Source organism: Aeromonas sp. S19(2024) (assembly GCF_041402625.1).
In the GTDB taxonomy this organism is placed as follows: Bacteria; Pseudomonadota; Gammaproteobacteria; order Enterobacterales; family Aeromonadaceae; genus Aeromonas; species Aeromonas caviae.
This window is the reverse complement of sequence record NZ_JBGLQU010000006.1, coordinates 91563-103407: the sequence shown is the minus strand read 5'-3', so window position 1 is coordinate 103407 and position 11845 is coordinate 91563. Positions and strand designations below refer to the sequence as shown.

General features: G+C 61.9%; 10 protein-coding genes. 5 read left to right on the top strand and 5 right to left on the bottom strand.

Features of this window, described 5'->3' with window-relative positions:
• Positions 1-74 precede the first annotated feature (74 nt).
• The 3 genes from ACB037_RS13935 (at position 75) to ahpF (ending at position 3446) form a co-directional block, all read left to right on the top strand.
• The gene (locus ACB037_RS13935; RefSeq protein ID WP_010675073.1) at positions 75-521 is read left to right on the top strand and encodes a CBS domain-containing protein; all 447 of its coding nucleotides are present in this window, start codon (positions 75-77) and stop codon (positions 519-521) included.
• Positions 522-1150: 629 nt separating this feature from the next.
• On the top strand, positions 1151-1717 hold the full coding sequence (gene ahpC / locus ACB037_RS13930; protein WP_010675074.1) for an alkyl hydroperoxide reductase subunit C: 567 nt from the start codon (positions 1151-1153) through the stop codon (positions 1715-1717).
• Positions 1718-1859: 142 nt separating this feature from the next.
• Positions 1860-3446 carry an alkyl hydroperoxide reductase subunit F gene (gene ahpF / locus ACB037_RS13925; protein ID WP_324036829.1) on the top strand — a complete coding sequence of 529 codons (1587 nt, stop codon included), beginning with the start codon at positions 1860-1862 and terminating at the stop codon, positions 3444-3446.
• Between the two features lie 71 nt (positions 3447-3517).
• Here the strand turns inward: ahpF and ACB037_RS13920 are convergent, their stop codons facing one another.
• Positions 3518-4837, bottom strand: a complete 1320-nt coding sequence (locus tag ACB037_RS13920; protein ID WP_143237664.1) for an MFS transporter — start codon at positions 4835-4837, stop codon at positions 3518-3520.
• Between the two features lie 116 nt (positions 4838-4953).
• Between ACB037_RS13920 and ACB037_RS13915 the strand changes: the two genes are divergently transcribed.
• Positions 4954-5199 carry a hypothetical protein gene (locus tag ACB037_RS13915; protein ID WP_216944359.1) on the top strand — a complete coding sequence of 82 codons (246 nt, stop codon included), beginning with the start codon at positions 4954-4956 and terminating at the stop codon, positions 5197-5199.
• 124 nt (positions 5200-5323) lie between these two features.
• Here ACB037_RS13915 and ACB037_RS13910 read toward each other — a convergent pair whose 3' ends face one another.
• On the bottom strand, positions 5324-6073 hold the full coding sequence (locus ACB037_RS13910; RefSeq protein WP_223919278.1) for a class I SAM-dependent methyltransferase: 750 nt from the start codon (positions 6071-6073) through the stop codon (positions 5324-5326).
• A 227-nt stretch (positions 6074-6300) separates the two neighbouring features.
• Here ACB037_RS13910 and ACB037_RS13905 point away from each other — a divergent pair, with 227 nt between their 5' ends.
• Entirely contained in the window at positions 6301-6786 is a 486-nt protein-coding gene (locus ACB037_RS13905; protein WP_216944360.1) for a VOC family protein, read from the top strand.
• A gap of 85 nt (positions 6787-6871) precedes the next feature.
• On the opposite strand, the gene gcvP is transcribed toward ACB037_RS13905, so the two are convergent.
• The 3 genes from gcvP to gcvT all read right to left on the bottom strand — a co-directional run bounded on the left by gcvP (position 6872) and on the right by gcvT (position 11544).
• Entirely contained in the window at positions 6872-9748 is a 2877-nt protein-coding gene (gcvP, locus tag ACB037_RS13900; RefSeq protein WP_103242983.1) for an aminomethyl-transferring glycine dehydrogenase, read from the bottom strand.
• A 232-nt stretch (positions 9749-9980) separates the two neighbouring features.
• Positions 9981-10370 (bottom strand): glycine cleavage system protein GcvH, encoded by a 390-nt coding sequence (gene gcvH / locus ACB037_RS13895; protein ID WP_010675081.1) that lies wholly within the window; start codon positions 10368-10370, stop codon positions 9981-9983.
• Between the two features lie 76 nt (positions 10371-10446).
• Positions 10447-11544 carry a glycine cleavage system aminomethyltransferase GcvT gene (gcvT, locus tag ACB037_RS13890; protein ID WP_010675082.1) on the bottom strand — a complete coding sequence of 366 codons (1098 nt, stop codon included), beginning with the start codon at positions 11542-11544 and terminating at the stop codon, positions 10447-10449.
• Positions 11545-11845: the final 301 nt, after the last annotated feature.

Below are 11845 nucleotides of genomic sequence, written 5' to 3'. Positions count from 1 at the left end.
TTGTATTGACCCCGATCATGTTCTGGCGACGGGGGCTGGGCTAGGGTGGAAGCAGACACACAAGGAGGCCCACCATGATGACCCTCTCCGAGATCATGACTGAACACCCCTTTACTCTGGGTCCGGAAAACAGCGTCAAGCAGGCGATGGAGCTGATGCAGCAGGAGCGGATCCGTCACGTTCCCATCGTCGATGAACACCAGCATCTGCTTGGTCTGGTCACCCTCTCGGACATCCTGGCCACCCGTGAATCCAAGCTGCTGCTGATCAACCCCGAGCGGGAGGCGGAGTTCACCGACAGCGTCCAGCTCGACGAGATCATGACTCGTCAGGTGGCGAGCGTGGATCCCCACGCCGGCATCAAGGAGGCGGCCCTGTATCTGCAGCGCCACAAATATGGCTGTCTGCCGGTACTCAAGGGGCGCAAGCTGGTTGGCATCGTCACCGAGTCGGACTTCATCGCCGTGGCCATCAATCTGCTGGAGCTGATGGAGGAGCAGGAGCCCCCAACCGACTTTTGATCTTAAAATTCTGTAATAAAATTACAATAAAAGCGTTTTCAGCCTAATTTAACGGCTATTTAAGTGAAACACTTTCAATTTGACTGTAAAATTACACCACAAAACTTGCGTTGTGACATTCATCACACTATGATGCCCACCATGCAATGGTTGCCGAAGAGGAGATGAGGATTGTGCACCCGCCATCTTCTCTTCATATGTCTGCAAGTTTGCACACCCCGTAGTTAGTCTTTGCTGTAAAGCATATTTATCGCCATTCCTTGTTTGATGACCCGGCCCTGTCTGTGCGACGGCGCCGGGATTTTTTTATCCCTCTTTTTTCTACTGCGCCGCCTCGTCTGCCCCCTTCTCTGCTCACGCAATGAAAACAAATCCGGCCCAGCCCTTGAAAATGTGACATGCAGGACAGAAATTGAACTTCGACAATGAGTTATCTCCGAAGGCCTGAGATATTCATGTTAGGTACAGTTGTGATGGTCTATCTAATAAATAGATTTATGTGATTCAAAATTGTGGCTTTGACCGATTAGAAAAAGTCACTATGATGACTCCATCGAAAGTTAAGCGCCTCGTCTGGCACGACTCTTCAACACCAGACAGGCATATGTACATCACCAAGGAGCAAATACATGTCTACCTACATCAACACTGAAATCAAGCCGTTCAACGCCACCGCCTACCACAATGGCAAATTCGTTCAGGTGTCTGACGCTGACCTGAAAGGCAAGTGGTCCGTGGTGTTCTTCTACCCGGCTGATTTCACCTTCGTCTGCCCGACCGAGCTGGGCGACCTGGCCGACAACTACGCCGAATTCCAGAAGCTGGGCGTCGAGATCTACGCCGTCTCCACCGACACCCACTTCACCCACAAGGCCTGGCACGACACTTCTGACACCATCCAGAAGATCCAGTACCCGATGATCGGCGACCCCACCGGCACCATCACCCGCAACTTCGGCGTGATGATCGAAGAAGCTGGCCTGGCTGACCGCGGTACCTTCGTCATCGACCCGCAAGGCGTCATCCAGATCGTTGAAATCAACGCTGGCGGCATCGGCCGTGACGCACTGGAACTGCTGCGCAAGGTCAAGGCTGCCCAGTACGTTGCTTCCCACCCGGGTGAAGTGTGCCCGGCCAAGTGGAAAGAAGGCGACGCCACCCTGGCCCCGTCCCTGGATCTGGTAGGCAAAATCTAAGCCTCCCCGCTCTGAAGACCGGCCCGTTCAAGGGCCGGTCTTGTTTACGGCCCTCAGAAAATGCGCCGGTCTGCTGTGTGGACCTCTGTTTTCTGTATCCGGTCATCGTGCCGACCCGCATTCAGCAAGAAGGAATTCGACCATGTTAGATACCAACCTCAAACAACAACTCAACGGTTACTTGCAGTACATCGTCAATCCCATCGAGATCAGCGTGTCCGGCAATGACAGCGACAAATCCGCCGAACTCCTGGCATTGGCCAGCGAGATAGCCGAGATGTCCCCCAAGATTTCCCTGACCGATGGCACCAATGCCCGCAAGCCTTCCATGAGCATCGCGCCCCAGGGCCAGGCCCCGCGCGTGCACTTTGCCGGCATTCCCATGGGTCATGAATTCACCTCCCTGGTGCTCGCCCTGCTGCAAAGCGGCGGTCACCCCTCCAAGGCCGATCCGGCCGTGCTGGAGCAGGTGAAGAACCTCAAGGGCGAGTTCCACTTCGAGACCTATATTTCCCTCTCCTGCCACAACTGTCCGGACGTGGTACAGGCCCTGAACCTGATGTCCACCCTGAACCCCGGCATCACCCACACCATGATCGACGGTGCCCTGTTCCAGGATGAGGTGAACGAGCGTCAAATCATGGCGGTCCCGAACGTCTACCTGAACGGTCAGCCGTTCAGCCAGGGCCGCATCTCGCTGGAAGAGATCCTTGCCAAACTCGACACCGGCGCTGCCGAGCGCAAGGCGCAAGAGCTGAGCGAAAAAGCGCCTTATGACGTGCTGGTGGTGGGCGGTGGCCCGGCCGGTGCCGCCGCGGCCATCTATGCCGCCCGCAAAGGCATTCGCACCGCCATTGTCGCCGAACGTTTCGGTGGCCAGGTGATGGACACCGTCGGCATCGAGAACTTCATCTCCGTGCCCTACACCGAGGGCCCCAAGCTGGCCGCCAGCCTGGAGCAGCACGTCAAGCAGTACGGCGTGGAAGTGATCACCGAGCAGCGCGCCGCCGCCATCAGCAAGGATGGTTACGTCAACGTGGACCTCGCCTCTGGTGCCACCTTGAAGAGCCGCGCCGTGATCCTGGCGACCGGTGCCCGCTGGCGCGACCTGAACGTGCCGGGTGAACTCGAGTACCGTACCAAGGGCGTGGCCTACTGCCCGCACTGTGATGGCCCCTTCTTCAAGGGCAAGCGGGTGGCGGTGATCGGGGGCGGCAACTCCGGCATCGAGGCGGCCATCGATCTGGCCGGCATCGTCGAGCACGTCACCGTGGTGGAGTTCGCCGATACCCTGCGTGCCGACGACGTGCTGCAGAAGAAGGCCCGTTCCATGGGCAATATCGACATCATCATGAGCGCCCGAACCACCGAAGTGATCGGCGACGGCAGCAAGGTGGTGGGCATGGATTACGAAGATCGCACTACCGGCGAGATCAAGCATCTGGCGGTGGCCGGCATCTTCGTCCAGATCGGTCTGGTGCCGAACACCGAGTTCCTCAAGGGGAGCGAAGTGGCCCTGACCCGCTTTGGCGAAATCGAGATCGACACCAAGGGTGCCACCTCCCTGCCCGGCGTCTATGCCGCAGGGGATGCCACCACGGTACCGTTCAAGCAGATCATCATCTCCATGGGGGCAGGTGCCACCGCCGCCCTGGGTGCGTTTGATTACCTCATTCGCAACCCGGCGCCGGAAGCACAAGCCACCCAGGCCGATGCCGTGACCGCCTGATAACCGCCGCTCAACAAAAAACCGACTCCCTGGAGTCGGTTTTTTTATCCCTGTCGTTGGGTCGGCAGCCTTCAACGCCCTTGCGGCGCGTCCCTCTCCTGCCCCTCTTCACTCACCGCTCTCTCTTCTGCATCAGGCGCGGCATAGCTCGCCGGCACTGCCTCCCCTTCCAGATCCGTTCTTGGCTCCAGCTCCGCCGTCATGGGGGTGTTGGGGGGCACCGGCATGAAGACCTGATGCTCCGTCAGCGGAATGGGGGCTCGCTTACGCCTGCGCCAGCCGAGATAGGCCGACAGCAGCAGACCGCACAGGGCAAAGTAGACGAACAGCCCCTGTGGTCCGAACGTCGCCATGGTAAAGGGGGCCAGCAGCGGACCCGTCATGGCTCCCAGGCTGTAGGCAAGCAGCAGCCCCTGGTTTGCCCCCAGCACCTGATCCGGGCGCAGTTCATCGCAAGCATGGCTGAGGCTCAAGGGATAGATGGAGAACGCCATGCCCCCCAGCAGGAAGACAAGAGTCCCCTCGATTGGCTCGCGCCAGGGCTCCGGCAGCAGCACCATCAGCAACGCGATCAGGGTCAGCAGGGCGCAGAGCAGCAGGATCACCAACCGTCTGTCGTAACGATCAGATGCACGCCCGATGGGATATTGCAGACACATCCCCCCCAGGATCACCAGCGCCATCATGTCCGCCACCTGGGATAGGGAGGCGCCGCTGTCGGTGAAATAGAGCGGCAACAGCCCATAGATGGCCCCGAGGATGAGGCCCGAGGTAAAGCTGCTGCCCATCCCCGCCGGAGTGAGGCGCACCAGCTCCAGCACTCCCACCGGCTGGGGTGCCACCATGGCCGGCGTCGCCACTCGGGAGAGAGCCAGAGGCACCACGGAGAGAGTCGCCGCCATGGCGCACAGGGCGAACGGCGTCAGCACCATGGGGTCCACCTGCTTGAGCAGCAGCTGGCCCAGGGCAAGTGAACCGTACAGCAGGATCATGTAGAGGGACATCAACCGCCCCCGGTTCGCCGGGGTGCTTGAGACCAGCATCCAGGACTCCAGCACCACGAACAGGCCGCCGGTGGCAAACCCCCCGATCAGCCGCAGCGCCGCCCAGGTGACAGGCTCCACCACCATGCCGTGCAGCAGAAACAGAAAACAGAGCAGGGAGGCATAAGCCGCATAGGCCCGGATATGCCCCACCCGGATGATGAGGCGGGCATTGATGAAAGTCCCCAGCACCAGGCCGCCGAAATAGGCAGCCGACACCAGACCGATGGCCTGGGCGGACACCTGCTCGGCGGAGAGACGCACCGTCAGCAGGGTATTGAACAGACCGTGACCCAGAATGAAGATCACCAGACTGGTCAGGGGGGACAGCAACCTTGTCAGTGCCATGGAGCCTCCTCGCAGCAAAAGGGTCATGGTAGCCCCTGCCTCCCGCCCCCTTCAACCCGAATGCCCTCCCCCTGCGGGGCTATGCTTGACGGGAACCCCACATGGAGATCCGAAAGATGAGACTCATGCTGTTGTTGGCCGCCCTGCTCTTTTGCGGCAGCGCCCTCGCCTTCCACTGCCCCATGGACATGAAGAAGATAGACGACGCCCTGGCCGCAGACCCCGCCCTCAGTGCCGAGCAACTGGCCGAGGTGAAGCAGTTGAGGGCGGACGGAGAGACCCTGCACAACGCGGGCAAGCATCAGGAATCGGTCGATACCCTGGCCAAGGCCATGGCCATTCTCAGCATCGATCAGGGCTGATACCGCCCCTTCGCCGCGCGACGGTCTCTTTCGCATCGCCCGGATACAGACCGCCAAAATGAAACAAGGCCCTCGCCATCACTGGCGGGGGCCTTTTCACTGCGGATGTCAGCGCTGAACGGTTCTACACCCGGCCACTGTAGACCAGGGTGCAATAGTTGAAGGCTATCTTGCCGTCAACGGCATGGCGAGCAAACTCGCGGCGAACGAGCGCCGTCATCTGATCGTGGGCCGGCGTGCCCGCCACAGGCGCATAGGAGGAGGAGTTGAGCCGTCCAAGCACCCCGTCAAGATCGAACAGCTGGCTGTTCTCGAAGCGATCGAGCCGGTACTCCCCAGTGAAGAAGGCGCGAAAATCCGCCTCGCCGAGGTTGCGATGATTGACCTCCTCGTAATCCCCCGAGTAGGCGTGCAACCCCTCTTCATAGGCCTTGAGAAACGGGGTATTCGTCAGCCTGTCATTCCAGATGAGGGCGACCTGGCCACCGGGCTTGAGCAGCCGCTGGCACTCCTGCCGAAAAGCCGCGCGATCGAACCAGTGAAACGCCTGGGCGACCGTGACCAGATCCATCGCCCCCGTGGGCAGGCCCGTGGCTTCCGCACTGCCGTGCAGCCAGCCGATGTTCCCCACCTGGGCAAGCAGCCGTTTGGCGGCAGCCCGCATATCGTCGTTGGGCTCCACCGCCCAGACCCGCGCAACCCGGGGGGCCAGCAGGGCGGTCAGGATGCCGGTGCCCGCGCCGATGTCCGCCACCTGGGCCTCGGGCCCCATGGCCAGCTCCCTTGCCAGAAAATCCAGCATGGCGACGGGATAGCCGGGTCGATATTTCACATAGGCCTCGACCCGGGTCGAGAATCGCTGGGTACTGTCCATGGCAGACTCCTCTCTTGCTGCGGCCTTCATGCCGGCTCCCGGCCTGGTGACCAGGATCCCCATGCCACTACACTTGACCCCATCATGCAAGCCCCAAGCGGGTGGCAAACGGCGTACAGGCTGGCTTGCCACCCAGCAAAACAGCAGGCGCTGGGGCGGCAGGATACCCATCGGGGCGCCCGCTCACGGGCGTCGAAGGACAAACACCAGGATGGAGCTGCGACACAATGAGACCAGTCAAGAACAGGATTTGCCTCTGGTATGACGGGGATGCCGAGGAGGCGGCACGGTTTTACGCCAGCCTCTTCCCCGACTCCGCCATCGGTGCCGTACACCGGGCCCCGGCCGACTATCCCGCCGGCAAGAAAGGGGATGTGCTGACGGTCGAGTTCAGGGTGATGGGGATCCCCTGCCTCGGCCTCAACGGCGGGCCCGGGGTCCGCCACAACTGGGCGTTCTCGTTTCAGGTGGCCACCCAGGACCAGGCCGAGACGGATCGCTACTGGCACGCCATCATCGACAGCGGCGGTCAGGCGAGCGAGTGCGGCTGGTGCCAGGACAAGTGGGGCATCTCCTGGCAGATCACCCCTCAGGTCCTCATCGAGGCGATAAGCGATCCCGACCCCGAGGCAGCGAGACGCGCCTTCGAGGCCATGATGCAGATGGACAAGATTGACATTGCCACCATCGAGGCGGCGCGCCGGGGCGAGTAGCCCGTTCGCACGGGCGCCACACACAACAAGGCCACCCCTGGGGGTGGCCTTGTGCATATTGGCTGTCAGTCTTACTGCGCCGCGATTACTTGGCGTAATCCTCGGTGGGTACGCAAGAGCAGAACAGGTTGCGATCGCCATAGACGTCGTCGATACGGTTGACCGACGGCCACAGCTTGCTGGCGCGCACCGCGTCGGATGGGAAGACCGCCTCGGCGCGGCTGTAGCCACGGTTCCACTCTGCATCCATCACGTCGTCCTGGGTGTGCGGCGCATGGACCAGGGGGTTGTCGGCAAGGCTCCAGTGACCGTCCTGCACCCGGGCAATCTCGGCGCGGATGGCGGTCATGGCTTCCACGAAGCGATCCAGCTCGCGCTTGGATTCGGATTCGGTCGGCTCGACCATCAGGGTGCCCGCCACCGGGAAGCTCATGGTCGGCGCGTGGAAGCCGTAGTCCATCAGGCGCTTGGCCACGTCCATCTCGCTGATGCCACTGGCTTCTTTGAGCGGGCGGATGTCCAGGATGCACTCGTGGGCCACCCGGCCGTTGCGACCTGTATAGAGCACGGGGAAGGATTCACCCAGCTTCTTGGCCAGGTAGTTGGCGTTGAGGATGGCGACCTGGGTGGATTTCTTGAGCCCCTCGTCACCCAGCATGGCAATGTACATCCAGCTGATGGGCAGGATGCTGGCCGAGCCGAACGGGGCGGCAGACACGGCGCCGTTGTCACGGCTCTCCTTGTCGGTCTTGACCACGGCGTGACCGGCCACAAACGGTGCCAGGTGTTTCTTCACGCCGATGGGGCCCATGCCCGGACCGCCACCGCCATGAGGAATGGCGAAGGTCTTGTGCAGGTTGAGGTGAGAGACGTCCGCGCCGATAAAGCCTGGCGCCGTCAGCCCGACCTGCGCGTTCATGTTGGCGCCGTCCAGGTACACCTGACCACCATACTGGTGAACGATGTCGCACACCTCCTTGATGGTCTCCTCGTACACCCCGTGGGTGGAGGGGTAGGTCACCATCAGGCAGGAGAGCTGGTCTCCGACCTCGGCGGCCTTGGCCCGCAGGTCGTCCAGATCCACGTTGCCTGCCTTGTCACAGGCGGTGACGATGACCTTGAGGCCCGCCATCTGGGCGGAGGCCGGGTTGGTGCCGTGGGCAGAGGCCGGGATGAGGCAGACATCGCGATGCCCCTCGCCGCGAGACTCGTGGTACTTCTTGATGGCCAAGAGGCCCGCGTATTCGCCCTGAGCGCCGGAGTTGGGCTGCATGCAGACCGCATCGTAGCCGGTCACCTTCACCAGCCAGTCTTCCAGATCTGCCAGCAGCAGCTGGTAGCCTTGAGTCTGCTTGAGCGGCGCGAAGGGGTGCAGCTTGCCGAATTCGGGCCAGGTCACCGGGATCATCTCGGCGGTGGCGTTGAGCTTCATGGTGCAGGAGCCGAGAGAAATCATGGCGTAGTTCAGGGCCAGATCTTTCGCTTCGAGACGGTGGATGTAGCGCAGCATCTCGGTCTCGGAGTGGTACTTGTTGAATACCTCGTGGGTCAGCACGGCGTCGGTGCGCAGCAGATCTTGCGGAATGGCGTGATGCGTCTGGGCGGCCTGGTCGAGGGCCTCCACATCGAGGCCGTGACCCGCCCCAAGGAACAGGTCGAACAGCTCGGCCACATCCCCTCGGGTGGTGGTTTCAGAGAGGGACACACCGACCGCACCATCGAGATCCGCACGCAGGTTGATGCCGAGCCCTTCGGCCTTGGCAATGAGTGCAGCCTTGTCCGACGTCAGTACTGTGAGGGTATCGAACCAGCTTCCGTGCTTGAGAGCCACGCCCTTGGCGGTGAGGCCGAGCGCCAGGATGGTGGTCAGACGGTGCACGCGGGAGGCGATGGTCTTGAGCCCCACCGGCCCGTGGTAGACGGCGTAGAAGCTCGCCATGTTGGCCAGCAGCACCTGGGCGGTACAGATGTTGGAGTTCGCCTTCTCGCGGCGGATGTGCTGCTCGCGGGTCTGCATGGCCATGCGCAGGGCGCTCTTGCCACGGGCATCCTTGGAGACGCCGATGATGCGACCCGGCATGGAGCGCTTGTAGGCATCGCGGGTGGCGAAGAAGGCGGCGTGGGGGCCACCGTAACCCATGGGCACACCGAAGCGCTGGGCACTGCCGAACACCACGTCGGCACCCAGTTCACCCGGGGATTTGAGCAGCAGCAGGGAGAGCATGTCGGTCCCGACGCAGGCCAGCCCCTTCTGGGCCTGGACGGCGGCAATGAGGGAACGCAGATCGGCCACATTGCCGGTGGTGCCCGGGTACTGGAACATGGCACCGAACACCTCTTCGCTCACGGCCTCGCCCGCAGGGCCGACCACCACATCGAAACCGAAGTGGACCGCGCGCTCCTTGACCACGTCGATCACCTGGGGGTGAACGTCGTCGGCCACGAAGAAGAGGTTGGATTTGGATTTGGCCATGCGCTTGGCCAGCGCCATGGCTTCGGCGGCGGCGGTGGCTTCATCGAGCAGGGAGGCGCTCGCCAGATCCATGCCGGTGAGATCCAGGGTGAGCTGCTGGAAGTTGAGCAGGGCTTCGAGACGGCCCTGGGCCAGCTCGGGCTGATAGGGGGTGTAGGCGGTGTACCAGCCCGGGTTTTCCAGCACGTTGCGCAGGATGACGTGGGGCACGTGGGTGTCATGGTAGCCCATGCCGATGTAGCTCTTGGCGATCTGGTTCTTGGCCGCATAGCCCTTGAGCTTGGCCAGGGCCTCCACTTCGGTCATGGGGGCGCCGATACCAAGCGGCCCCGGACGGCGGATGGCGGCGGGGACCGTCTGCTCAATCAGATCGTCCAGGCTCTCGGCACCCACGGTGGCGAGCAGGGCCCGCAGTTCTTCCTCACCCGGGCCGATATGACGGCGGATGAAATCGGTTTTTTGCTCGAGTTCAAACAGTGACTGGGTCATTTCCCTATTTCCTGGTAATAGGTCCTGGCATGACATCCTGACAACCAAGACCTGATGTTCCTGTAGCCGGTCGATACCGGCTCCACTCATGTTCTGTGTCCGCCGCAGGCAGACGGGGAATGCGGCAAGGGCATCCCGAAGGCGCAAAGGCTGCGCCTTTCCTGCAACCGCCATGGCCGCAGGATGGCAGTCATACAAGTGGGCCCTGCTGTGTTGGCAGGGCCCGGGGGCATTACTCTTCGTCCACCACGTTCTGGTAGCCTTCAGCATCCAGCAGGTTGGCGAGCTCGCCCGCGTCGTCCAGCTTGATGCGGAACAGCCAGCCGGCGCCGTAGGGGTCGGAGTTGACCAGCTCGGGGCTGCCTTCCAGCTCTTCGTTGACGGCCAGGATCTCGCCGCTCACCGGGCTGTAGATGTCGGAGGCGGCCTTGACGGACTCCGCCACGGCGCAATCTTCACCGGCGCTCACCTGCTTGCCCACTTCCGGCAGATCGACGAACACCATGTCCCCCAGCAGATCCTGGGCGTGCTCGGTGATGCCGACCACGGCTTCGCCGTTGGCTTCAACACGGACCCACTCGTGGGAGGTGGCATATTTCAGTTCGCTCGGGATATGGCTCATTTGTGCTTCCTTTATGCTCTTGGATCGCTTCAACAAAAATGGGGCGGCGAAGGTCAACCCTCGCCGCAATCAATGATTACACCAGCGGCTGGCCGTTGCGCACGAAGGCCGGCTTGGTGACTTTCACGGTGACCTGCTTCTTGCGGATCTCCACCTGGGCCTGTTCGCCGATATCGCGGGGCACCCGCGCCAGGGCAATGCTGTAACCCAGGGTGGGCGAGAAGGAGCCGGAGGTGATCACCCCCTCCCGTGTCTCGCCGCTCTCGCTGGTGAAGGTGACCGGCATGCCGGCACGCAGCACGCCCTTTTCTTCCATTACCAGACCCACCAGCTTGGGCTGGTTGCCGGCGGCCTTCTGGGCTTCCAGGGCGGCGCGGCCGATGAATTGGCGGGAGGCAGGCTCCCAGGCCAGGGTCCAGGCCATGTTGGCGGCAAGCGGAGAGATTGACTCGTCCATGTCCTGACCGTAGAGGTTCATGCCCGCTTCCAGGCGCAGGGTATCACGGGCACCCAGGCCACAAGGGGCCACGCCGTTGTCCAGCAGGGCCTGCCACAGATCGCACGCCTTCTCTTGGGGGACCACGATCTCGTAGCCATCTTCGCCGGTGTAGCCGGTGGTGGCGATGAAGAGATCCCCGGCCTGCACACCGAAGAAGGGCTTCATGCCTTCGACCGCCGCATTCTGCTCGGGGGTGAACACCTTGGCCGCCTTGGCCTTGGCGTGGGGGCCCTGCACCGCGATCATGGCAAGCTCGGGGCGCTCGGTCACGCTCACGGCAAAGTCGATGGCGTGATGGCGGATCCAGGCCAGATCCTTCTCGCGGGTGGCGGAGTTCACCACCAGGCGGTAGAAGGTATCGGTCAGGAAGTAGGTGATGAGGTCATCGATGACGCCGCCTTCCGGATTGAGCATGCCGCTGTAGAGGGCCTTGCCGGGGACGGTGAGTTTGGCCACGTCGTTGGCCAGCAGGTGTTGCAGGAAGGCTTTGACCCGCTCGCCGGTCAAATCGACGATGGTCATGTGGGAGACATCGAACATGCCTGCATCGGTGCGCACCACATGGTGCTCTTCCAACTGGGAACCGTAGTTGATGGGCATCTCCCAACCGTGGAAGTCCACCATCTTGGCACCCGCTTCCAGGTGTTTCGGATGCAATACAGTAGTCTGGATCATCGCTGTGTTTCCTTAAGCGTTCGCGACAACACTCGCAATCCGCCCCGGCTCGTCGGGAACTACGGACCACAAGCTCTGTGCTCGTTCCCGCCCGGGCGGGCAGGAGTGATTCCTTGAACGGAGCGGATTATATGACAAGCGTGCCGGGGCACCGCTCAAAAAAAACTAATCCTCACCCGACTCACTGACACCAGACACTAAGGCAAAAACAGTGATAAAAACAGCCAAAACCGCGCCATTGCGGGATTTAATGTTGATTTTTACCGTCCCGTCACAATTTACAGAAAAACGTTTCGCTTCT

Bases quoted from the DNA above. Each gene is read 5' to 3' on its own strand.
- ahpF (WP_324036829.1), top strand. From the start codon at position 1,860: ATGTTAGATACCAACCTCAAACAACAACTCAACGGTTACTTGCAGTAC.
- ACB037_RS13910 (WP_223919278.1), bottom strand. From the start codon at position 6,073: ATGGACAGTACCCAGCGATTCTCGACCCGGGTCGAGGCCTATGTGAAA.
- ACB037_RS13915 (WP_216944359.1), top strand. From the start codon at position 4,954: ATGAGACTCATGCTGTTGTTGGCCGCCCTGCTCTTTTGCGGCAGCGCC.
- ACB037_RS13935 (WP_010675073.1), top strand. From the start codon at position 75: ATGATGACCCTCTCCGAGATCATGACTGAACACCCCTTTACTCTGGGT.
- gcvT (WP_010675082.1), bottom strand. From the start codon at position 11,544: ATGATCCAGACTACTGTATTGCATCCGAAACACCTGGAAGCGGGTGCC.
- ahpC (WP_010675074.1), top strand. From the start codon at position 1,151: ATGTCTACCTACATCAACACTGAAATCAAGCCGTTCAACGCCACCGCC.
- gcvH (WP_010675081.1), bottom strand. From the start codon at position 10,370: ATGAGCCATATCCCGAGCGAACTGAAATATGCCACCTCCCACGAGTGG.
- ACB037_RS13920 (WP_143237664.1), bottom strand. From the start codon at position 4,837: ATGGCACTGACAAGGTTGCTGTCCCCCCTGACCAGTCTGGTGATCTTC.
- ACB037_RS13905 (WP_216944360.1), top strand. From the start codon at position 6,301: ATGAGACCAGTCAAGAACAGGATTTGCCTCTGGTATGACGGGGATGCC.
- gcvP (WP_103242983.1), bottom strand. From the start codon at position 9,748: ATGACCCAGTCACTGTTTGAACTCGAGCAAAAAACCGATTTCATCCGC.